The following is a 23,006-nucleotide window of genomic DNA, read 5'->3' on the forward strand; positions in this document are numbered from 1 at the left end:
TTCAAATGCAAGTTGCCCACGGCGTCGCCCGGCGCCCCCCAAGGACGCCGAAAAGTGCCGCGCGCAATCTATAATCGATTAGCCGTCATCGCCTCAAGCTGAGGCAGGCGCCACGCCCGGTTGAATCTTCGTGATCGGGCGCGCATTTGCCGCGACTGTGTTCAAAGAACAACAGATCGCGGCCCGGAGCTTGTCCGGCTACCGGTTCGGAACCTGAGGGGTGACCGGCAAGGTGACGCCGTTGGCCGCCGGCGCGGTGGTCGGATTCGCGGGCGCCGGAGCAGGCGTTGTGGCCGGAGCAGGCGCGGTGGTGCCATTGGCAAGCGGCGTGGTGGTCGTCGCACCGCCAGCCGGAGCCGCGGGAGCAGAGCCGCCGGCCGGGGCCGCGGGTTGCGAGCTGCCCACCGGTCCATTGGAACCCGGCAGTTGGTTGAGCACGCCGTTACCCTGGCTCGACGTTGCTGGACGGTCGAGGATGTCGATCGGCTTTTCGCCGTAGCGGGCGATGATCGACAGCGCCAGCGACGTCACGAAGAAGGCCGCCGCCAGGATCGCGGTGGCGCGGGTCAACGCGTTGGCGGCGCCCCGCGCGGTCATGAAACCGGAACCGCCGCCGATGCCCAGGCCGCCGCCTTCGGAGCGCTGCAGCAGCACCACGCCGACAAGGGCAAGCACGACCATGAGGTGGACGACGATCAGTACGGTTTCCATAATTTATCCTGGCGAGGCCTTGCGCGACCGCGCATACGACCGATGATTTGGAGGCGGCTCCTTACAATGCTTTGGCGGCATTTCCAAGCCCGTGGCCGGGAATATGGGAAGCAATGCGGCCATTACAACGATTTATGCTGCATGAGCCTAAGCCATGTTCATGTATGCTTCCGCGATAGCCAGAAAGTCGGCCGCCTTCAGGCTGGCGCCGCCGACCAGTGCGCCATCGACATTCTCGACGCCGAGCAGTTCCACCGCGTTGGAAGGCTTGACCGAGCCGCCATAAAGAATGCGCATCCTGGCCGCGGCATCGCCGAGCAACGCCGTCAGCTTGCCCCGGATATGCGCGTGCGCGTCGGCGACGTCGGCGGCGGTCGGCGTCAGGCCGGTGCCGATGGCCCAGACCGGCTCGTAGGCGATGATGGTGTTGGCGGGGGTGGCGCTCGCCGGCACGGAACCGTCAAGCTGGCGCGATAGGACATCGAGCGTGGCGCCCGCCTCTCGCTCGGCGCGCGTCTCGCCGACGCAGATGATGGCCACCAGTCCCGCCCGCCAGGCCGCCGATGCCTTGGCATGGACCATTGCATCGTCGTCGCCGAACAGTTCGCGGCGCTCGGAATGTCCGACGATGACGTGGCTCGCGCCGGCATCCTTGAGCATCTCGGCCGAAATCTCGCCCGTGAAGGCGCCGCTCTCCTTGGGATGGCAATCCTCTCCACCGGCCCGCACCGGCGTCCGCGACAGGATCTCGGCGGCGCGCTGGAGCAACGTCGCCGGCACGCACACGAGCGCTTCCGTCTCCGCGTCGAGCCCGCTCATGAACCCGTTGCCGATCGACCGCAGCTCGTTGAGCGAGGCGCTGGTGCCGTTCATTTTCCAGTTGCCGGCGACAAGCGGGCGGATTCCAGGGGTCATGGGGCGCGTTCTCCGAGCGACATTAAGCAGCGCCCTCACTACCAAAATCAGGTCACAAAGCAATCGACAGTGGACTGGAAGGGCGCTATTGCGCTTGTTTCAGACTCGGCGCATGCGAAAATGCGCAAAAATCGGAAGTATGCATGCTTGGTATATTGAGAAGCGCGGCGGGCACCTGGGTCGCGAAGGCGTTGCTGTCCTTGCTGGTGATCAGTTTCGCCGCCTGGGGCATCACCACCCGCATGGTGGGCGGTGTGCTGGGCGGTCATCACGCGGTCATCACGGCCGGTGGCACGGAGGTCTCGATCAACGAGTACCGCCTCGCTTACGACCGCCAGCTCAGCCTACTGTCGCAGCAATATGGCCAGCGCATCACCCACGACCAGGCCAAGCTGCTCGGTGTCGACAACCAGGTGCTGGCGCAGCTCGTTTCGGGCGCCGTGCTCGACGAACAGGCGCGCAAGCTGGGGCTCGGCCTCTCCAAGGATCGGCTTGCCGAACTGACGCGCGAGGATCCGGCTTTCAAAGGCCCCGGCGGCCAGTTCGATCGCCGTACCTTCGAGTATCTGCTGCGCGAGCTTGGCATGCGGCCTGAGGACTACCTCAGGAACCGCTCGCAGGTGGCCGTGCGCCAGCAGATCGTCGAGGCGATCTCCGACGGCCTCAAGGTTCCGCAGACCTTCCTGAAGGCGGTCTCTCTCTATCGCGGCGAGGATCGCACGATCGACTATCTCGTGCTGCCGAAGACGCTCGTGCAGCCGATCGAGGCGCCGTCGGACAGCGCCCTCAATGCCTATTTCGACGCCAACAAGAAGAACTACGCCGCGCCGGAATATCGCAAATTCTCCTATGTCAGGTTGGAGCCGCAGGACATAGCCGATCCGTCCGCGGTGACCGACCAGCAGGTTAGCGAGGACTACAACAAGAATATCGCGCGCTACACGACGCCCGAGATGCGCACCATCGAGCAGTTGGTGTTCAAGACGCCAGATGCGGCCAAGGCCGCTTTGGATTCGCTGAAGGCTGGCGCTACCTTCGACAAACTCGTCACCGCCGAAGGCAAGACGCAGGCCGACACGCTGCTCGGCACGCTGGCCAAGGACAAGATCGCCGACAAGGCGGTCGCCGATGCCGCCTTCTCGCTCAATGCCAACGAGGTGAGCCACGTCGTCCAGGGCGCCTTCGGTCCCGTGCTCTTGCGCGTGACCGAGATCAAGCCGCAGGTGGTGAAGCCGCTCTCGGAAGTGTCCGACCAGATCCGCAAAGACCTGGCGCTCGGCGAAGCGAACCGCATCCTGCTCGACGTGCATGACAGCTACGAGGACACCCGCGCCTCGGGCGCCTCGCTTGCCCAGGCCGCCGACAAACTGAAGCTCAAGGTCCTCACCATCGACGCCATCGACCGTACCGGCCAGCGTCCGGACGGCACGATCGTCAACGACCTGCCGGAATCGGCCGAGCTGATCAAATCGGTGTTCGCGGCCGAGCCCAACACCGAGAACGAGGGCCTGACGACTGCCGACAACGGTTTCGTCTTCTACGAAGTGCAGTCGATCACGCCGGCGCGCGACCGCACGCTGGATGAAGTCCGCAAGAAGGTCGCGGCCGACTGGACGGAGGCCGAGACCGACAAGCGGCTCGACGCTAAGGCTCAGGAGCTGAAAAAACGCCTCAAGGCAGGCACCACGCTCGACGTCATCGCCGGCGAGCTCAAACTCGACAAACAGACCAAGCGCGGCCTGAAGCGCGAAGCCGACGATGCCGATTTCGGCAAGGAAGGTGCCGCCGCCATGTTCGGCGTCGGCGAAGGCGGCACCGGTTTGATCCCCTCGCCCACCGGCGACGGCCAGATCCTGTTCAAGGTCGCCGAGGTCTTCGAGCCGGCAGGCGCCGATGGCAGCGCGGTGCCGGACGACGCGCAGAAGTCCTTCGGCGCCGGCATGTCCGATGATCTGCTCGACCAGTTGGTGGCGCAGTTGCAGTCGCAATATGACGTTCGCATCGATCCGAACGCCGTTTCGCAAGCACAGACACGATGAGCGCTCTGAAGACACACATAGCCAAGGTCGCCACAGGCACCGCGCTTTCCTTCGAGGAAGCGCGCGAGGCGTTCGACATCATCATGTCGGGCGACGCAACGCCGGGCCAGATCGGCGGCTTCCTGATGGCGCTGCGCGTGCGCGGCGAGACGGTAGGCGAAATTTCCGGCGCGGTCGCCACGATGCGCGCCAAGATGCTGCGCGTCGAGGCGCCGCAAGGCGCCATCGACATCGTCGGCACCGGCGGCGACAATTCGCATTCGGTCAACATCTCGACCGCTTCGGCCTTCGTCATTGCCGCCGCCGGGGTGCCGGTCGCCAAGCATGGCAATCGCGGCCTGTCCTCGCTGACCGGCTCCGCCGACGTGCTGACGGCGCTGGGCGTCAGAATAGACATCCCGCCGGAGATAATCGGCCGCTGCATCCATGAGACCGGCGTTGGCTTCATGTTCGCGCCGGCGCATCATCCGGCGATGAAGCATGTCGGGCCGACCCGCGTCGAGCTCGGCACGCGCACCATCTTCAACCTGCTCGGGCCTTTGTCGAATCCCGCCGGCGTCAGCCGCCAGATGGTCGGCGTCTTCCTGCCGGAGTGGATCATGCCGGTGGCCGAGACGTTGAAGGCGCTGGGCGCCGACCACGCCTGGGTCGTCCATGGCGACGGCTATGACGAGATCACCACGACGGGCGAAACCCAGGTGGCGGAGCTCGCCGGCGGCGAGATCCGCAGCTTCACCCTGACGCCGGAAGCTGTCGGACTGAAGCGGCACACCAAGGAAGAGCTGCGCGGCGGCGACGCCGCCTACAACGCCAAGGAACTGCGCGATATGCTGGGCGGCGCAGCCGGCGCCTACCGCGACACGGTGCTGATGAATGCCGGCGCCGGGCTGGTCGTGGCCGGCAAGGCAACGACGCTTGCCGACGGCATCGCGGCGGCGGCGCAAGCGATCGACAGCGGCCGCGCGCTTGGCGTGCTGGACAAGCTCGTCGAGATTTCGAACGGATAGGGCCTTGTCGGACATCCTGCGCAAGATCGAAGCCTACAAGCGCGACGAGATCGCGGCAGCCAAGCTCGCCATGCCGCTCGCCGAGGTCAAGGCGAAGGCCAGGGACGCCGAACCGCCGCGCGGCTTCCTTGCGGCGCTCGAGGCCAAGCGGCGGGGCGGCGGCTTCGCGTTGATTGCCGAAATCAAGAAGGCCAGCCCCTCCAAGGGCCTGATCCGCGCCGATTTCGACCCGCCGACATTGGCGCAGGCCTATCAGAAAGGTGGCGCGGCCTGCCTTTCGGTGCTGACCGACGCGCCATCCTTCCAGGGCGCGCCCGAATTTCTCACCAAAGCGCGCAAGGCGGTGTCGCTGCCGGCATTGCGTAAGGATTTCCTATTCGACCCTTACCAGGTCTACGAAGCACGAGCCTGGGGCGCAGACGCCATCCTGATCATCATGGCAAGCGTGGACGATGCTCTGGCGAGCGAATTGGAAGCTATCGCCTTCGAACTCGGGATGGACGCGCTGATCGAGGTGCATGACGAGGCCGAAACGGAGCGCGCGCTAGAATTGTCGTCGCGACTGATCGGTATCAACAACCGTGATCTGCGGACCTTCGAGACCAGCCTTGAGACTTCCGAGCGGCTGGCGCGAATGGTGCCGGGCGGCTACCTGCTGGTCAGCGAGAGCGGCATCTTCACCCACGACGACTGCCTCAGGATGCAGAAGACCGGCATCAGCACCTTCCTGGTCGGCGAGAGCCTGATGCGGCAGGCGAACGTGGCCGCGGCGACCGAGCTTCTGCTGACAGGCAAGGCAGCGGCCGAGGCCATCTGAGATGGCCCTCACCCATCTTGGCGCCAAGGGCGAAGCCAATATGGTCGATGTCGGCGACAAGGCCGAGACGACCCGCACGGCGATCGCCGAAGGTTTTGTCTCGATGCGGCCGGAAACGCTGGAGATGATTCTCGCCGGCGATGCCAAGAAGGGCGATGTGCTGGGCACAGCCCGCATCGCCGGTATCATGGCCGCGAAGAAGACGCATGAGCTGATCCCGCTCTGCCATCCGCTGCTTCTGACAAAAGTTGCCGTCGAGATCGAGCCGGACCGCACGCTGCCTGGCCTCAGGGTCACCGCGCTTGCCCGCGTCACAGGCAAGACCGGCGTGGAGATGGAGGCGCTGACCGCGGCGTCGGTCGCCTGCCTCACCATCTACGACATGGCCAAGGCGGCGGACCGCGGCATGGTGGTTTCCGGCATCCGGCTCGTCGAGAAGACAGGCGGCAAGTCCGGCGACTACAAGGTGGATGCCTGATGGCCTTGGTTCCGGTCGCCGAAGCGCTCGAACGCCTGCTCGACGGCGCCGCGCCATTGCCTGGCGAAAGCATTCCGCTCGCCGAAGCGGCTGGGCGGGTCCTGGCGGAGCCGGTCGTGGCGCTACGCACGCAGCCGCCATTCAACGCCTCGGCCATGGACGGCTATGCCGCAAGATCCGCCGATGTCGCTTCAGCGCCGGCTAAACTTGAGGTCATAGGCATGGCGCCCGCCGGGCGCGGTTTCTCCGGAACCGTCGGCAAAGGCCAGGCCGTGCGCATCTTTACCGGCGCGCCGCTGCCTGAAGGCGCCGACACCATCGTCATCCAGGAAAACGTCCGCGACCTTGGCAACCGCCGGATCGAAGTGACGGAGCCGACCGCCGAAGGACGCAATGTCCGTCGCCGCGGGCTCGACTTCGGCCAGGGCGACGTGCTGCTCGAAAAAGGCCGCGCGCTCGACGCGGCGGCCCTTTCGCTGGCGGCCTCGGCCAACCATCCTGCCTTGAATGTCGTGCGGCGGCCGCTGGTTGCGATCATCGCCACCGGCGACGAATTGCTGCCGCCGGGCAGCGCGCTCGGCCCCGACCAGATCATTTCGTCCAACGCCTATGGCGTCGTCGCCGCCGCCCAGTCGGTCGGCGCGCGCGCGCTCGATCTCGGCATCGCCGCCGACCGCCAGGAGGCGATCGCCGCGCTGGTCAGGAAAGCGGTCGAGGCGAACGCCGATGTCATCGTCACGCTCGGCGGCGCCTCGGTCGGCGACCACGACCTCATCCATGACGTGCTGACCGGCGAAGGCATGCAGCTCGACTTCTGGAAGATCGCCATGCGCCCCGGCAAACCGCTGATGTTTGGCCGGCTTGGCAATGTCCGTTGCATCGGCCTGCCCGGCAATCCGGTGGCAAGCATCGTCTGCTCGCAACTCTTCCTGAAGCCGCTGCTTGCCAGGCTCGGCGGCCGCGATCACCGGCAGGACGTGCGAACGGCCCGGCTGGGCGCCGCGATGCAGGCCAACGATCTCAGGCAGGACTACGTGCGCGCCGTCGTGCGCGAGGACTCCGGCACCCTGGTCGCGACGCCTTTCGGCATCCAGGATTCCTCGATGCTGCGCATGCTTGCCGACGCCAACGGCCTGATCGTGCGCCAGCCCTTCGCGCCCGCCGCGCAGGTCGGCGCCGAGTGCAGCGTGCTGATGCTGCGCTGAGCCGGTCTATCCCGCCGTTTTAAACGCAATTCTCGACCGAAACCGTTCACACCGCCGAATTGCTCTATTCGGCGATCAGTGCGCGAGTGAGGGGATGATCCGGATCTCCGAGCCCATCGACAACGTTGAAATGATGCCGGTCCGGCTCGACCACTGAACCGGTGGCGGCGCCGAGCCCGGTCCAGATGTTGGCAAGCAACGCGCTCTGGCGCAGGAATTCCGAACGCTCGCCGCCGCCGACCCAACAGGTGACGCGGGCTCCCTGCCGAGGCCGCAGCAAAGCCGGGCTTTCGCTCAACGCTTCCTTCTCGTCGATGTTCAGGGTCTCGTTCAGTGCGGTGAACATCAGCGGCCGAAGGTCGTGCAGGCCTGAAATCGAAACGACCTGGCGTATGCGCGGCGTCACATCGGACGACAGCGGCGAGGCCGCGGTCACCATCCGGCTGACGAGATGTCCGCCGGCCGAGTGCCCGGTCAGCACCAGCGGACCATCGATCATCGCCGCCGCCTTCTCGATCGCTGCCGCAACCTCGTTGACGATGCCGCTGATCCTGGTTTGCGGGCAAAGCGTGTAAGAAGGCATGGCGACGGCAAAACCGTGGCCGACCGCACCTCCAGCCAGATGCGACCAGGAGGTCTTGTCTGATTCCATCCAGTAACCGCCATGGATGAACACGACGAGCCCCTTTGGCGCAGCAGGTGGGAGAAACAGATCGAACCGGTTGCGTGGCGCTTCGCCGTACACGATATCGAACCGCGCCCTGCCTTGCGCCAGCAGCTTTTCCCGAAAGGCCCGCGCCGGTTGATCCCAAGCCGCGGGCCAGCGGTCGCCGCCGGCGATGTTCGCGCCGTTGGCATAGGCGTTGTCCCAGTCGGCAATACGGTGTCTGAGCAACGGCCCCTCCACGATCAGCTCAATGTCGAGTGGTTTTGATTGGCATCGCCGCGGTCAGGTAACGGTTGTCTTGACCGCGAAGCGGGCTTCTCGCCAGACGCCGGTCCGCAAGATGTCTTCGAGCACTTCGACGGCCTTCCAGACATCCCTGTAGCCGACATAGAGCGGGGTAAAACCGAAGCGCATGGTCGACGGCGCCCGAAAATCACCGATCACGCCGCGTTCGATCAGGGCCCGCATGATCTGGTAGCCATGCAGGTGAATGAAGGAAATCTGGCTGCCGCGTTTGGCGCCGTCGCGGGTGCTTTCCAGCGTAAGATCGTAACCGCCGCACCGTGCTTCGACGAGTTCGATGAACAGATCGGCCAGCGCAATGCTCTTCCTCCGCACCGTCGCCAGGTCAACGCCGTTCCAGATGTCGAGCGCGCCTTTCAGCGTCCGCATCGACAAGACCGGCTGCGTGCCGCACAGAAATCGGCGGATGCCGGTGCCTGGCGCATAGGCTTGCTCGAAGGCGAACGGCCGTGCATGGCTCCACCACCCGCTGAGCGGCTGCCGCACATCGGCAAGATGCCGCTCGGCCGCATAGATGAAAGCAGGAGAACCCGGCCCGCCATTGAGATATTTATAGGTGCAGCCGACGGCGAAATCGGCGCTTGCCCTGTCAAGTTCTACCGGCATGGCGCCCGCGCTGTGGCAGAGATCCCATACGATCAGCGCACCGGCGTCATGCGCCATGCGCGTAAGCGCCGCCATGTCGCGCAACTCGCCGGACTTGTAATTGACGTGGTTGACCAACACCACCGCGACGCGTTCGTCGATCAGTTCCTCGATGGTCGGCGCGTCCACGCCAGCCAGGCGCAGGACAGCGTTCTTTCCGGTCGAGGCCACCCCTTCGGCCATATAGATATCGGTCGGAAAACTGTCGCCCTCGGCAACGATCACGGTTCGGTCCGGCCGCATCGCCATCGCCGCGTGCAGCACTTTGTAGATGTTGATCGACGTGGTGTCGCAGACCACGGTCTGGCCCGGCGCCGCGCCGATCAGGCGCCCGAGCCGGTCGCCCAGCTCGACCGGCATGTCGAACCATCCATCCTTGTTCCAGGCACGAATGAGGTCATGCGCCCACTCCTCGGCGGCTGCCTTGCGCAACTCGTCGAATGCGGCGTGCGAGGCCGCTCCCAACGAATTCCCATCGAGGTAGATCACCCCCTCCGGCAGGACGAAGCGATCGCGCAGGGCGCGCAGCGGATCCGCGGCATCCATCGCCTCGATCTCGGCGAGATCAGGAATTCCCCCCATCATGCTGCCGCCTCCATTTCGGCATGGCGCCTCACGCGGTTGGCCAAGGGCGGTTGTCTCACCACCGTCCATGCCACGGCAAGAACCTTCTGCGCCATGTTAGCTGGTCCATAGACGGCGAAGACCATGGATCGGAATCATTGCCGAAGTTGGCATTTTGGGTCCGTTTCGTTCACGGTGAAGCACATTCGCGCAAAGCCGAAGCGATCCCGCCCCCGCCTTTGTGGCGGTGGTGGACCGCGCTGCAGCTTGAGGAGGGCTGCAAAATCGAGCGGAATCAATGACACCGCCGACCTGGCTCGGCCGAGTATCGCTTGGATGCAACATTGTTTCCGAAATCTCAACAAATTCACTAAACTTTAAACGGTTGCGGAACACAACTGGAACAGATAGTGTTTGTTCTGGGTTTGTTTTTCTGATTCTGGTTTCAGAACCAAGGGGCCGCCATGCTGACGCGCAAACAACATGAACTGCTGATGTTCATCCATGAACGCCTCAAGGAGAGCGGGATTCCGCCGTCTTTCGACGAGATGAAGGAAGCGCTCGACCTGGCCTCCAAATCGGGCATCCATCGGCTGATCACGGCGCTGGAAGAACGCGGCTTCATTCGCCGGCTGCCGAACCGTGCGCGCGCGCTTGAAGTGCTGCGGCTGCCCGACTCGATCGCGCCCGGCCTGAATGCAGCGAGAAAGTTTTCGCCGAGCGTCATCCAGGGCGGCCAGGGCAATCTCGGCCGCCAGGTCAAGCCGGCCACGCCCTCGCGCACGCCGACACCCAGCAATGACGACGACGCTGTTTCGGCCGTATCCATTCCCGTGATGGGTCGCATCGCCGCCGGCGTGCCGATAGACGCCATCCAGCACCAGACGCATTCGATCTCGGTGCCGCCGGACATGATCATGGGCGGCGAGCATTATGCGCTGGAGGTCAAGGGCGACTCGATGATCGAGGCCGGTATCTTCGACGGCGATACCGTCATAATCCGCAACGCCAATACGGCAAGTCCGGGCGAGATCGTGGTGGCGCTGGTCGACGACGAGGAAGCGACCCTGAAGCGGTTTCGTCGCAAGGGTGCCTCGATCGCGCTCGAGGCCGCCAACCCGGCGTACGAGACCCGTATCTTCGGACCGGACCGGGTCAAGGTTCAGGGTAAGCTCGTCGGACTCATCCGCCGTTACTGAGCAGAACCGCGCGGCGGTCTTCGCCGGAACTGCGTGCCATCTATTCTGTAGGCTGCGGCGCGACCGCCGGCTTTTCCGGTCGTTGATAGGGCGGCAGCCCCCTCGCCTCACGCGCGTATTTCCGCTGCTCGTGCCAGGGCCGGTACGGTTCTTCGACCGCGTAGCGAACAGTTGGCCGCGCGGTTGCCGATTGCGGATCGAAGAAGATGGCGGCGCTGCCGTCGCGTGCCAGCTGCCGCTTGGTGACGACAAGCACGCGCGGATCGCGGCATGGGTTGTAGGCCGTGGCGTCGTCGATGACGATGAGGTCGGCGAAACCGCAAGCAGGCCGGGCGCTGGCGCGATTCTCGGCGAGCGCGACGATGGCGCCGGAAGGATGCCGGCCGATGCAGAGGTCGCCGGTGCAATAGAACGGCGAGCCGGGCGGCAGGTGGACGGGATCGGCGATGTCCATGGCGTCTTTGGCGAACGTCTCCGGCGGTACGATTTCCTCGGCTTTCAGCGCCCGTTTCCAGTTGTCGGTGGTGAACTCGTTGGAGCGCGTGCGGTTGATGGCAAGCTCGCCGCCGCCGATCGGCATCGCCACCAGATGCGCGTCCTCCGAGACAAGCACATCCGGGGCGCGGGCATGGGGAATGGCCAGCAGCGCGGCGAGCGCGAAGGGTATGGCGGCAAGCCTCAGCCAGGTGGTGGCCATCGTCGCGATGACCAGCGCGACCGTGGCCAGCAGCACCGACTGGATCGAGATCAGCCCGACGGCATCGACCGGTGAGCGCTCGGAGATCCACGCCGAGATGGCGATCATCGCCGTCAGGCCCTGGCCCATCACATAAAGGAATGGGCCGTCGAAGCCGAAGGGCATGGCCAGCGCGCTCAACACAGCAAACGGCATGACGATCAACGAAACGATCGGCATGACCGCCAGATTGGCCAGCAGGCTGAGCGGCGACACGCGCTGGAAGTGCCAGATCGCAAACAACAATGTCGCGCTGCCCGCGATGAGCGACGTTATAGCGGCGCCGCCCACTCCAACCGCCACTTTTCGCGACACGAAGCCGAGAAACGAACGCTTTGCCGGCGGCGCGGTCGTTTTGCCGGCGCGATAGTCGGCAAAACCGGCATAGGCGCCGACCAGCGCGGCGGTGGCGGCGAAGGACATCTGGAAGCTCGGGCCGACCACTTCATGCGGCGAGACAAGGATGACGGCGATGGCCGAGATCGCCAGGTTGCGCATGGTGAGCGCCGCGCGGTCGAAGAGCACGGCGGCGAGCATCACGGCCAGCATGATGAAACTCCGCTCGGCCGCCACCACGATGCCGGAGATCACGAGGTAGGCGGCGATCGAGAACAGCGCGATTGCAGCGGCATATTTCTTCACTGGCCGGCGCGACGAGAAATCCGGAAACAGCGCGAAGGCGCCGCGCAAAAGGACCATGATCGTGCCGGCGACCAGCGCCATATGCAGCCCGGAGATCGAGATGATGTGGTAGATGCCGGTCCGTCGCATCGACTCGTTGATGGCTTCCGGAATGCCGGCGCGGACGCCGACGATCAGTGCGGCTGCGATCTCGCCTTCGGATCCGCCGATGGCGCTCCTGATGTGATCGGCGATCCCTTCGCGCGCGTTTTCCACTGCCGATGCGACGCGCGCGCCAAAGGGCGCTTCCGCTGGCGCAATCAGCTTTGGATCACCCAGGAAAAAGCCGCTGCCGCCAATCCCGGCAAAATAGCTGTCGAATGAAAAGTCGTAGCTGTCCGGCCGAACCGGGCCGGTCGGCGGCAACAGCTTGGCATAGCCGGTCAGCATCGACCCGGCTGTCATGTCGGGCGGGATCCTGCGCGCCGAAAGCCTGACGCGATCCGGCGCGTAGTGCAGCTTCGGATGCTCCGTGGAAATCAAGTCGATGGTCAGCCGGACCCGGCCATTGGCCATCGCCTCGGCGGTGACGAGGCGGCCCGTCAGCCGTGTCTGGATTTCCGAACCCAGCATCGGGATTGCCATCCGCCAGGTCTCGACCTTGGCCGCGAGAAAGCCCAAGGCGCAGAAAAACGCCGCCATGAAGACAAGGTGCGTTCTGTGCCGGGAATGTGAGACCGCCGCGCAGACCGCCATCAGGGCCACTGCCGCAAGCGGCCTGTAGAGATCCGGCTCAGCGCTCAGCGAGAAGTAATAGATGACGCCGGCGGCCAGAAACACCGGCACCAGCAGGAAGCCGATGCCGCGGTCGAGCTCGGTGGCGGCAGCGGTGCCGATGCTTCGGCGCAGTGCGGGAAGCGAGGCGCGGCCAAGCTGTCTGCGGATTCGGCCGACGCTCGCCGTTGGCGAGACCGGCCGTATTGCGCCGTCAGCGAGCGGCATAAGCTCGGTAGATGCCCGCGGCTCCGGGAACGAAACCGGCGCGGTCTCTTCGGGCGTGGCATGGGCAAACATCAGGCGTTCGCTGACGCCAGCTGTCGTTCCCCCGCCCTCCTCCGCGCCCCGGCCACGTCCAGCCATCGGGTCTGCCCCTTGCGCCCCAGACCGCCTATGCTACATGAACGCCGGTCGCGTGGAAGTCCGCGCGAAACATGCATTTTTTCAGTGCTTCCTCGAGAGTTCCATGTCCGACAAGGTCGTCACCCGTTTTGCCCCCTCGCCCACAGGCTACCTGCATATTGGCGGGGCGCGTACGGCGCTGTTCAACTGGCTCTATGCCAGGCACACCGGCGGCACGATGCTGCTGCGCATCGAGGATACCGATCGCGAGCGCTCCACCGAAGCTGCCACCGCCGCCATTCTCGACGGGCTGACTTGGCTTGGCCTCTCCTGGGACGGCGAGGCCGTCTCGCAGTTCGAGCGCGCGCCGCGTCATCGCGAGGTGGCCGAGGAGCTGGTGCGCATGGGCAAGGCCTATTACGCCTACGAGACGCCGGCCGAGCTCGAGGCGATGCGCGAGGCGGCCCGGGCCAAGGGTCTGCCGCCGCGCTACAACGGCCAGTGGCGCGACCGCGGCCCCTCCGAGGCGCCGGCAGGCGTCAAGGGTGCGATCCGCATCAAGGCGCCGACCGAAGGCGTGACGATCGTCAACGACCGCGTGCAGGGCGAGGTGCGCTTCCCGAACAAGGATCTCGACGATTTCATCATCTTGCGTTCCGACGGCGTCCCGACCTACATGCATGCCGTCGTCGTCGACGATCACGACATGGGCGTCACCCACATCATCCGCGGCGACGATCACCTGACCAATGCCGCGCGCCAGACGGTGATCTACGACGCCATGGGCTGGGATGTGCCGTCGATGTCGCACATCCCGCTGATCCACGGCGCCGACGGCGCCAAGCTGTCGAAGCGGCACGGCGCGCTCGGCGTCGAGGCCTATCGCGCCATGGGTTATCTGCCCGAGGCTCTGCTCAACTATCTGGCCAGGCTCGGCTGGAGCCATGGCGACGACGAGGTGATGTCGGTCAAGGACATGGTCGCGTGGTTCGACATCGGCGACGTCAACAAGGGCGCGGCGCGCTTCGACTTCGCCAAGCTCGAGGCGCTGAACGGCGTCCATATGCGCAAGATGGATGACCAGGCGCTATTCAACATCTTCGTCGCCACCTTGCCCTATCTCGAAGGCGGCCCGACGCTCGCGGCAAAGCTCGACGACAGGCGCAAGGCGCAACTGCTTGCCGCCATGCCCGGTCTCAAGGAGCGGGCCAAGACCCTGGTCGAACTGGTCGACGGAGCGGCGTTTCTGTTCGCCGAGCGGCCGTTACCGCTGGATGAGAAGGCGGCCGGCTTGCTCAACGCGGATGCGCGCGCGATTCTGCGCGGCGCGCATGGCGCATTGTCTGCCGTCGAGGGCGACTGGAGCGCCGCCTCGGCCGAGGCTTCGATCCGCGACTTTGCGCAGGCCGGCGGGCACAAGCTCGGCGCCGTGGCACAGCCGCTTCGGGCCGCGCTGACCGGCCGCAGCACCTCGCCCGGCGTGTTCGACGTGCTTGCCGTGTTGGGTCGCCAGGAAAGCCTGGCGAGGATTGGAGATCAAATCGATTAGGAGCGAACTGGCCCAAGAAGATTGGCATTGAAAGGTGTGTTTCGCAGTGCAACATTAGGCCTTGGCCCAATCTGGCACGCACCTCCTAAAATGCGATGGCAAGTTCGCGCATTCCGGTGATTTCGACGTGTCGTTTGCAGGAATTGCCTTGCCGGCATGAGGAACATAAAGGAGTTTGCAATGAGCGAAGCTGCGACAAAACTGGAACCGAGCGGCAAGGCGCATGAGTCGACCGCCAGGCTCGAACTTGCCGGCAAGACCCATGAATTCAAGGTGCGAAGCGGGTCGACCGGACCTGACGTAATCGATATCGGCGCGCTCTACAGCACGACCGGCGTCTTCACCTACGACCCCGGCTTCACCTCCACGGCAAGCTGCGAGTCGGCAATCACCTTCATCGACGGCGATGCCGGCATCCTGCTGCATCGCGGCTATCCGATCGACCAGCTTGCCGAACATGGCGACTTCCTCGAGGTCTGCTACCTCCTGCTCTACGGTGAACTCCCGACCAAGGCGCAGAAGGAGGATTTCGACTATCGCGTGACGCGCCACACGATGGTGCACGAGCAGATGTCGCGCTTCTTCACCGGCTTCCGCCGCGACGCGCATCCGATGGCCGTCATGTGCGGCGTGGTCGGCGCTCTATCGGCCTTCTATCACGACTCCACCGACATCTCGGATCCCTACCAGCGCATGGTCGCTTCGATGCGCCTGATCGCCAAGATGCCGACGATCGCGGCGATGGCCTACAAATACCACATCGGCCAGCCATTCATTTACCCGAAGAACGAGCTGAACTTCGCCGCCAACTTCCTGCACATGTGCTTTGCCGTGCCGTGCGAGGAATACAAGATCAATCCGGTGCTGGCGCGCGCCATGGAGCGCATCTTCATCCTGCACGCCGACCATGAGCAGAACGCCTCGACCTCGACCGTCCGCCTTGCCGGCTCCTCGGGCGCCAACCCGTTCGCCTGCATCGCCGCCGGCATTGCCTGCCTGTGGGGTCCGGCGCATGGCGGGGCCAACGAGGCAGCGCTCAACATGCTGGGCGAGATCGGCCATGTCGACCACATCCCGGAATTCATCGCCCGCGCCAAGGACAAGAACGATCCGTTCCGGCTGATGGGCTTTGGCCACCGCGTCTACAAGAACTACGATCCGCGCGCCAAGATCATGCAGAAGACGGCGCATGAGGTGCTGGGCGAACTCGGCATCAAGGACGATCCGTTGCTCGACATCGCCATGGAGCTGGAGAAGATCGCGCTGACCGACGCCTACTTCATCGAAAAGAAGCTCTACCCGAATGTCGACTTCTACTCCGGCATCACGCTAAAGGCGTTGGGCTTCCCCACCACCATGTTCACCGTGCTGTTCGCCGTTGCCCGCACCGTCGGCTGGATCGCGCAGTGGAAGGAAATGATCGAGGATCCGCACCAGAAGATCGGCCGCCCGCGCCAGCTCTACACCGGCGCCACGGAACGCGATTACGTGCCGATTGCTAAGAGATAGGGAATAGTGAGTAGGCAGTAGGCTACTGCCTACTGCCTACTGCCTACTGCCTACTGCCTTCCTGATACACCCCATCACCACTTCGGCGGCGATCTCGCCCGAGGGCCGCTCGGTCGTCATGCGCCGGGCGATCTCGGCAAAGCCCGCCATTTGCCAGGCGCGCATGCCGGTGTCGGCAAACAGGGCTTCCAGCTGCCGGGCCAGGTTTTCCGGCCGGACATACTGATCGTAGAATTCCGGCACCAGCGCGCGGTCGGATATCAAATTGGGCAGCAGTGCCGACCACGTCGTCACCATATGCTGCAGAATCTGGCGCGCGATCGGGTCGAGCTTGTAGCAGGAAACCATCGGAACGCCTGCGAGCGCCAGTTCCAGCGAAACCGTTCCAGACGCGATCAACGCCGCATCGGCCTTGCCGAAGGCTTGCCATTTGCGCTCCGGCTCGGTGATGATTTCCGGCTTGTCGTCCCAGCTCGCGACCGAGGCCTTCACCAGTTCGGCGACATGCGGCACCGTCGGCAACAGCAAGCGCAGGCGGTGGCCGCGTTGGCGCAGCGCCGACATCGCCTTGCCGAAGGGCTCTATCAGCCGGCGAACTTCGCCGCGGCGCGAGCCGGGCAGCACCAGCACCGTCTTGACGCGGCCCTCGGCGAGGTCGCGCGGCTGGCTCTGCGCCTTGGCGGCGCCGAGGATGCCCGGATCCTGCGTCAGCCGGTGGCCGACATAAGTGCCCGGCGGCCCGCCAAGACGGGCAAGCGCCTTCACCTCGAACGGCAGGATGCACAGGATGTGATCGACATAGGGCTTCATCGCCACCGCCCTGCCCGGCCGCCAGGCCCATACGCTCGGGCAGACATAGTGGACGATCGGGATGGCCGGCGCCGTTGCGCGGACCTTCTTCGCGACGCGCAGCGAAAAGTCCGGACTGTCGATGGTGACCAGGCAATCGGGCCGCTCGGCCGCGATCATCGCCGCCGTCTGGCTGATACGGCGCATCAGCCGCGGCAGGTCGCGCAGCACCGCGCTAAAACCCATCAGCGCGATTTCGCCACCGTCGAAGAGCGGGTTCAGTCCCAGCTGCTGCAAGTGCCTGCCGCCGATGCCCACGAGTTGCACCTTGCGGCCGGTCGTGCGTTCGAGCGCCCGCACGATGTCGGCGCCGAGCAGATCGCCGGATTCCTCGCCGGCAACGACGGCGATCTTGAGCGGCTTGTCAGAGACCATTAGCCGGCTCCCCATTGGCCATCTGCGTCGCGGGCAGGCCGACAATGAACAGGCCGAGCGCATTGGCGCGTGCCAGCGTTTCCGGGCCCTCGAGAATGAGCGAACGGCCGGCTTCTACGGCTATGCCGGCAAGGCCTGCCGCATGCGCAGCCTCGATGGTCTGCGGGCCGATCGTGGGCAAGTCGGCGCGCAATTCCTGGCCCGGCTTGGCGCATTTGACCAGCACGCCGCGCGCCTTGCCGGCCAGCCTGCCGTGGCCGCGCAATTCCCGCGTTCTGTCGAGCAGGCCGGCGGTGCCCTCAATGCCTTCCAGCGCGACAGCTCGGCCTCCGATCGCAATCGCAGCCTGGCCGATATCGAGTGCGCCGATGGCCTTGGCCGCCTTACGGGCGGCTTCGATGTCACGCCAGTCGGACTGGTTTGGCCCGATCGCCGTCAATGGACCTTCGCCAGCCGTCAGTTCCGGAACGACTTCGTGCGCGCCGACGACCTTGACGCCTCGCTTTTCCAGGCCTCGGGTCAACACCTTCAGCAGGCCGTCGTCGCCGCGTCGCAACGCTCTGACCACGGAGGGAATTATCGCCAGCAGACCAAATGTCGGCTTTATCCTGCTCAGCCGGGGCCTGCGCTTGATCTCGCCGGCCAGGACAAGGTGCGTGATGCCCCGGCGCTTCAGCAACGGAAGCAGCAGCCCGATATCTTCCAGCGCGAGTTTTTCCTGATCGTAGGCCGCGAAGTCCGCCTCGCGGTCGACCTCACCGGCGGCGATGATGATGAAGGGCACAAAACCGTGCTTGACCAGGCCATCGGCGACTTCGACGGGCAGGCTGCCGCCGCCGGCAATAATGCCGACCTTCGAGCCCGGCGCGAGTTGGAACCCTGATGCGGCGGGCTCAGTCCTCGTCATCGCCGCTGTCATCGTCGCCGCCACCTCTGAGCGATGGGACGGCAAAGTGTCGCTTGTCGCGACTGGTGATGAAATCGATGATCTTCATGGCCGTTGGCGACCCGGCGAACTCGGCCTTGGCGAGTTCCACATTCTCACCGACGGTGCGGGAACGATCGAAAATCGTCCTATAAGCCTTGCGCAGCAGGTAGATCTCGGAACGCGGCAGACCGGAGCGCTTGAGACCAATGATGTTCAAGCCGCGCAGGCTGGCGCGGTTGCCGACGGCAATGGCGTAGGGAATGACATCGCCGACAAAAGCCGAGCAGCCGCCGAGAAAGGCGTTGTCGCCGACGCGCACGAATTGGTGAACCGCACTTAGGCCGCCGATATAGACGTTGTCGCCGATCTCGCAATGTCCGCCGAGCGTCGCGCCATTGGCGAAGGTGGCGTTCTTGCCGACGACGCAATCATGGGCGATGTGGGCGTAGGCGAGGAAGTTGCCGTTGTCGCCGACAGTTGTCTCGCCACGGCTGATGTCGGTGCCGACATGCATTGTGACGCCTTCACGAATGGTGCAGTTCGCTCCGATGACCAGGGTGGTGCGACCGCCCTTGTGCTTGGTGTTTTGCGGCGGCCCGCCGAGCGTCGCCATTGGATAGACCTTTGTCCCGGCCCCGATGGTCGTGGCGCCCATCACCGACACATGGCTGGCCAGTTCGACGTGGTCGCCGATGATCGAATCGGCGCTGATATGGCAGAAGGGTCCGATGCGGACGCCTTCGCCGAGCCGGGCTCCTTCTTCGACGACTGAGGAAGGATGGATGGATGTCTCGACTTTCATGAGCATTTCGAACCGTCAGCCGGTAACCATCATGGCCGAAACCTCGGCTTCGGCGGCTTTCGCGCCGTCAACCATCGCCTCGCAGGCGAATTTCAGCAGGTTGCCGCGTTTCTTGATCTTTTTGACGTGGATCCTGAGCTGATCGCCCGGAACGACCGGCTTGCGGAATTTCGCGTTGTCGATGGTCATGAAATAAACCAGCGACGGCTTCTCGGTGTTGAGGCTGCGAATGCAGATCGCGCCCGCGGTCTGGGCCATGGCCTCGATGATGAGCACACCGGGCATGACCGGCTGCTGGGGAAAATGGCCCTGGAAATGCGGCTCGTTGATGGTCACGTTCTTGATGCCGACAGCGGACTCGTCGCCGTCTATGTCGATGATGCGATCGATCAGCAGGAATGGATAGCGATGCGGCAGGAGCTTCATAAGCCCCATGATATCGACCGCGTCGAGTGTCGTTGCTACCATATCAGCCATTTCCGTCGCCTTGCTTGCGCGTCCTGGCCATCTTGCGCAGCATCGCTATCTCGCGCATGGCTTCCGCCATGGGCTGCGCCGGGTAACCTCCCCAGATCTCGCCTGCCGGCACGTTGTTCATGAATCCACTTCTCGCGGCAAGCTTGGCCCCTGGCCCGATGGTCAGATGATCGGCGAGGCCGACACCGCCACCCATGGTGACGTTGTCGCCGACGACGACGGAACCGGAAATACCCGAAAGCCCTGCTATAATGCAATTGCGGCCGATGCGAACATTGTGGGCGATCTGCACCAGATTGTCGATCTTGGTGCCTTGGCCGATGATGGTGTCGGACATCGCGCCGCGGTCGACGGTCGAATTGGAGCCGATCTCGACATCGTCCTGGATGATGACGCGGCCGATCTGCGGCACGCGTTCGGGTCCTTTGGCGCCGCCGACGAAACCGAAACCATCCTGGCCGATCCGCGCGCCGCCATGGATGATGACGCGATTGCCGACAAGCGCATATTGAATGCTGGCGCCGGGGCCGATGAAACCGTCGCGGCCGATCTGGCAGGAACGGCCGACAACCGCGTGGGGCGCAATTACCGTGCCGCTGCCGATGGATACGCCGGGGCCGATCACGGCACCGGCCTCTACGATCGCCCCGCCCTCGATATGCGCGGACGGATCAATGAACGCATGGGGCGATATGCCGGTTTCTCCGGTCATTGGCCCCGGAGTCGCGGCCTGCGGAAACAACAGGCGCCCGACCATTGCGAAAGCCTGCTGCGGACGCGGATGCATGAGCACCGCGATACCCGGCGGCGCCTTGCTGGCAAAATCGGCAGGGCACAGCACCGCAGCCGCCCTGAGCGACTGCATCAAGGCGAAATTGCGCTTGCCGTCGACAAAGACGAGCGCGCCGCTGCCACCCTCGTTGGCGGGAGCCAGCGCCTCGATGGCAATTTCAGCCTGATCGGAATCGAGCAGGCTGGCGCCGGTCAGATTCGCGACCTCGCCGGCCGTATACCGGCGTGAAGGCGCGAAGAACACCGGATCGGTCATTCCAGAAGCTATATCCAGCTGGGTCGGATCGGTCCACTCCGGGCCGTCAGCCGGCCCGGAACCATCGCAACCACGAAATTAGAAGCGGGTGGCGATACCGAAGTTGAATTCCTGCACGTTGTCGGTCGACTCTTTCTTGACCGGGATCGCATAGTCGATGCGGATCGGGCCGAACGGAGAGGCCCACATCAGGCCGACACCGACCGAGGCGCGCAACTTCATGCCAGCCGAGTCTGTGTTAACGCCGACAAGGTTGTTGCCATAAAGCGTGGCCGCATCCGCAAAGACGGCGCCACGCAGACCGAAGCTCTCCGGAATGACCGGCAGCGGGAACTGGGCTTCTGCGGAGGCATTGAAATACGTCGTGCCGCCAAGATGGTCGCCGCTGGTGTCGTTGGCAACAGGGCCGATGCCGCCATACTCGAAACCGCGGATCATGCGATCATTGCTCTGGAAGAGATCGAAGATACGAAGATCGCCACTGCCGTAGCCCGCGATGTAGCCTGCCCCCCCCGAAACCAGGCCGACGATATCAAGCTGCTCCGACAAAGTCTGGTAGACGCTTGCGCGTCCCGTAAACTTGACCCATTTGGCGTCGCCGCCCAAACCGGCAAACTCGGTCGTGCCGGTGACATAAAGCCCTTCATGCGGGTTCTTCATATCGTCGATGGTATTGTAGACCAGACCGAGGCTGACCGACGACTTGAGCCAAGGGCTTTCCGCAACGCCTTGCTGAATGGCCTGGGAGATGGTGCACTTGAGTGGATCATAGATCCCGTTGGTCGTGCAATTGTCTGCAAGTGAGTACTTCTCTTGCGAGATATTGTAGGCCAGCTGCGTCGAAATATTGTCGGTGATCGGCAGGCCGAACCGAACGGTCGCGCCGGTAGTATCCGTATCGTAGTGATCGTATTCGCGGGTCGACTTATAGATATCGAAACCCGCCGCGATGCGCCGGCCGAGGAAATAGGGCTCGGTGAAGGAAAGGGCGAAGTCGCGCGAATTCTTGCCACCGCCGGCCGACAGCTTGATGTACTGGCCGCGACCGAGGAAGTTGCGCTCGGTGATCGAACCTTCGATGGACGGGCCGGGCGTGTCGCCGCCGGTCGAATAGCCGGCGCCGACCGAGAACTCGCCGGTCGACTTCTCGACCACGGTGACCACGAGCACGACCTGGTCAGGGGCAGAGCCCGGAACCGTCGAAATGTCCACGGACTGGAAGTAATCAAGGTTTTCCAAGCGCTTCTTCGCGCGCTGGATGAGAACCTGGTTGAAGGCGTCACCTTCGCTGACATCGAATTCGCGACGGATGACATAGTCGCGCGTACGGTCGTTGCCGCGGATCTCGATGCGCTCGACATAGGCCTTGGTGCCCTGGTCAATGGTGTAGACGACCGAAATGGTGTGGTTCTCGAAATTACGGTCGCCGCGCGGCGTCACCTGGGCGAAGGCATAGCCCGAGCCCGCAACCTTCTCGGTCAAGGCGACGATCGAATCCTCGACGTCCTTGGCGTTGTAGACGTCGCCCTTGTGGGTCTCGACCGCGGATTCCAGCGACTTCGAGTCGACCTCGGGGATGGTGCTTTCAACGCTGACGTCGCCGAACGTATAGCGATCGCCTTCCTGCACGGTGATGGTGACCGTGTATTTGTTGGTGGTATCGTCGAGCTCGCCGACGGCCGAAACGACCTGGAAGTCGGCATAGCCGTGATTGTAGTAGAAGCGGCGCAGCAGCTCCTGGTCGGCGCGCAGCTTGTCCTCGTCATAGACGTCGTCGCGCAGCACGAAGGAGAGCCACGACGAGCGCTTGGTGTTGATGACGTCCGACAGGCGGCGGCTGGAATAGGCGTGATTGCCAACGAAATTGATCGCCGCGATCTGGGTGCGGCCGCCTTCGTTGATGTTGAAGACCACGTTCACGCGGTTGTCGCCGAGATCCATGATCTGCGTGGTCACCGCGGCGTCGTCACGGCCGATACGCTTGTAGGCGGCTTTGACCGACTCGACATCGGCGTCGAGCGCCTGCTGCGAGAAGGTCGCGCGCGGCTTCAGCTGGATGGCGGCCTGAAGCGCGTTGTCCTTCAGCTTCTTGTTGCCCTGGAACAGGACCTGGTTGACGACCTTGTATTCCGAAACCTTGACGACCAGGCTCGAACCGACCTGGTTGATCTGAACGTCCGAGAACAGGCCCGTGCCGAACAGCGCCTTGACGGCGTCGTCGATATCGGAGCTGGAGAAAGGCTTGCCCGGCTTGATCGAGATGTAATTGCGGATGGTTTCCGCATCGACGCGCTGGTTGCCGCTGACCTCGACACGCGAAATGACCGCGGCCTCGGCCACCGACGTGGCGGCGAACTGCACTGCGAGCGCGCCTGGCACGACCAGAGCGGCGGACAAAGCCGCCGCGGAAGCGGCGCTCAGAAACTTGGATGCTGCCTTCATC

19 protein-coding genes are annotated in these 23,006 nt (G+C 64.3%); 8 read left to right on the plus strand and 11 right to left on the minus strand.

What is annotated here, in order from left to right:
- Positions 1-198 precede the first annotated feature (198 nt).
- Together secG and tpiA are read right to left on the minus strand one after the other, a co-directional pair.
- Positions 199-711: a preprotein translocase subunit SecG gene (gene secG, locus FJW10_RS00225; protein WP_140897554.1), complete on the minus strand. Its 513-nt coding sequence runs from the start codon at positions 709-711 to the stop codon at positions 199-201.
- Between the two features lie 147 nt (positions 712-858).
- Complete coding sequence (gene tpiA / locus FJW10_RS00230) at positions 859-1,626, minus strand: triose-phosphate isomerase (protein WP_140897556.1); 768 nt, start codon at positions 1,624-1,626, stop codon at positions 859-861.
- A gap of 143 nt (positions 1,627-1,769) precedes the next feature.
- On the opposite strand from tpiA, the gene FJW10_RS00235 reads away from it, so the two are divergent.
- Genes FJW10_RS00235 through glp form a run of 5 tightly spaced genes read left to right on the plus strand, consistent with a single transcriptional unit; the run spans position 1,770 to position 7,172 of the window.
- Complete coding sequence (locus FJW10_RS00235) at positions 1,770-3,665, plus strand: peptidyl-prolyl cis-trans isomerase (protein ID WP_140897558.1); 1,896 nt, start codon at positions 1,770-1,772, stop codon at positions 3,663-3,665.
- Complete coding sequence (trpD, locus tag FJW10_RS00240; RefSeq protein WP_140897560.1) at positions 3,662-4,672, plus strand: anthranilate phosphoribosyltransferase; 1,011 nt, start codon at positions 3,662-3,664, stop codon at positions 4,670-4,672. Before FJW10_RS00235 ends, trpD begins: the two co-directional genes overlap by 4 nt.
- Positions 4,673-4,676: 4 nt before the next feature.
- Entirely contained in the window at positions 4,677-5,489 is an 813-nt protein-coding gene (gene trpC / locus FJW10_RS00245; RefSeq protein WP_140897562.1) for an indole-3-glycerol phosphate synthase TrpC, read from the plus strand.
- Between the two features lies 1 nt (position 5,490).
- Positions 5,491-5,967 carry a cyclic pyranopterin monophosphate synthase MoaC gene (moaC, locus tag FJW10_RS00250; protein WP_140897564.1) on the plus strand — a complete coding sequence of 159 codons (477 nt, stop codon included), beginning with the start codon at positions 5,491-5,493 and terminating at the stop codon, positions 5,965-5,967.
- Entirely contained in the window at positions 5,967-7,172 is a 1,206-nt protein-coding gene (gene glp / locus FJW10_RS00255) for a gephyrin-like molybdotransferase Glp (protein WP_140897566.1), read from the plus strand. Before moaC ends, glp begins: the two co-directional genes overlap by 1 nt.
- Positions 7,173-7,236: 64 nt before the next feature.
- On the opposite strand, the gene FJW10_RS00260 is transcribed toward glp, so the two are convergent.
- Entirely contained in the window at positions 7,237-8,067 is an 831-nt protein-coding gene (locus FJW10_RS00260; RefSeq protein WP_140897568.1) for an alpha/beta hydrolase, read from the minus strand.
- Positions 8,068-8,121: 54 nt separating this feature from the next.
- A complete protein-coding gene (gene kynU, locus FJW10_RS00265; RefSeq protein ID WP_140898206.1) occupies positions 8,122-9,369 on the minus strand; it encodes a kynureninase in 1,248 nt (415 codons plus the stop codon).
- Positions 9,370-9,815: 446 nt separating this feature from the next.
- Between kynU and lexA the strand changes: the two genes are divergently transcribed.
- Positions 9,816-10,550 (plus strand): transcriptional repressor LexA, encoded by a 735-nt coding sequence (gene lexA / locus FJW10_RS00270; RefSeq protein WP_140672883.1) that lies wholly within the window; start codon positions 9,816-9,818, stop codon positions 10,548-10,550.
- A gap of 40 nt (positions 10,551-10,590) precedes the next feature.
- Here the strand turns inward: lexA and FJW10_RS00275 are convergent, their stop codons facing one another.
- Positions 10,591-13,047, minus strand: a complete 2,457-nt coding sequence (locus FJW10_RS00275; protein WP_140897570.1) for a ComEC/Rec2 family competence protein — start codon at positions 13,045-13,047, stop codon at positions 10,591-10,593.
- Positions 13,048-13,150: 103 nt separating this feature from the next.
- On the opposite strand from FJW10_RS00275, the gene gltX reads away from it, so the two are divergent.
- Positions 13,151-14,575 (plus strand): glutamate--tRNA ligase, encoded by a 1,425-nt coding sequence (gene gltX / locus FJW10_RS00280; protein ID WP_140897572.1) that lies wholly within the window; start codon positions 13,151-13,153, stop codon positions 14,573-14,575.
- 180 nt (positions 14,576-14,755) lie between these two features.
- Positions 14,756-16,084 carry a citrate synthase gene (gene gltA / locus FJW10_RS00285; protein WP_140653109.1) on the plus strand — a complete coding sequence of 443 codons (1,329 nt, stop codon included), beginning with the start codon at positions 14,756-14,758 and terminating at the stop codon, positions 16,082-16,084.
- A gap of 36 nt (positions 16,085-16,120) precedes the next feature.
- Here gltA and lpxB read toward each other — a convergent pair whose 3' ends face one another.
- From lpxB to bamA, 6 genes are all read right to left on the minus strand, one after another.
- Positions 16,121-17,308, minus strand: a complete 1,188-nt coding sequence (lpxB, locus tag FJW10_RS00290; RefSeq protein WP_140897574.1) for a lipid-A-disaccharide synthase — start codon at positions 17,306-17,308, stop codon at positions 16,121-16,123.
- Positions 17,298-18,215, minus strand: coding sequence for a UDP-2,3-diacylglucosamine diphosphatase LpxI (lpxI, locus tag FJW10_RS00295; protein ID WP_140830046.1), 918 nt, complete (start codon positions 18,213-18,215; stop codon positions 17,298-17,300). The genes lpxB and lpxI overlap by 11 nt, the downstream gene beginning before the upstream one ends.
- The gene (gene lpxA / locus FJW10_RS00300) at positions 18,202-19,038 is read right to left on the minus strand and encodes an acyl-ACP--UDP-N-acetylglucosamine O-acyltransferase (protein WP_140830048.1); all 837 of its coding nucleotides are present in this window, start codon (positions 19,036-19,038) and stop codon (positions 18,202-18,204) included. The genes lpxI and lpxA overlap by 14 nt, the downstream gene beginning before the upstream one ends.
- Positions 19,039-19,053: 15 nt before the next feature.
- A complete protein-coding gene (gene fabZ, locus FJW10_RS00305) occupies positions 19,054-19,515 on the minus strand; it encodes a 3-hydroxyacyl-ACP dehydratase FabZ (protein ID WP_140802405.1) in 462 nt (153 codons plus the stop codon).
- Positions 19,508-20,563 (minus strand): UDP-3-O-(3-hydroxymyristoyl)glucosamine N-acyltransferase, encoded by a 1,056-nt coding sequence (gene lpxD / locus FJW10_RS00310; RefSeq protein WP_140897576.1) that lies wholly within the window; start codon positions 20,561-20,563, stop codon positions 19,508-19,510. Before lpxD ends, fabZ begins: the two co-directional genes overlap by 8 nt.
- 78 nt (positions 20,564-20,641) lie before the next feature.
- Positions 20,642-23,005, minus strand: coding sequence for an outer membrane protein assembly factor BamA (bamA, locus tag FJW10_RS00315; RefSeq protein WP_140708807.1), 2,364 nt, complete (start codon positions 23,003-23,005; stop codon positions 20,642-20,644).
- Position 23,006 lies beyond the last annotated feature (1 nt).

This window comes from Mesorhizobium sp. B4-1-1 (genome assembly GCF_006439375.1).
Taxonomy (GTDB): Bacteria; Pseudomonadota; Alphaproteobacteria; order Rhizobiales; family Rhizobiaceae; genus Mesorhizobium.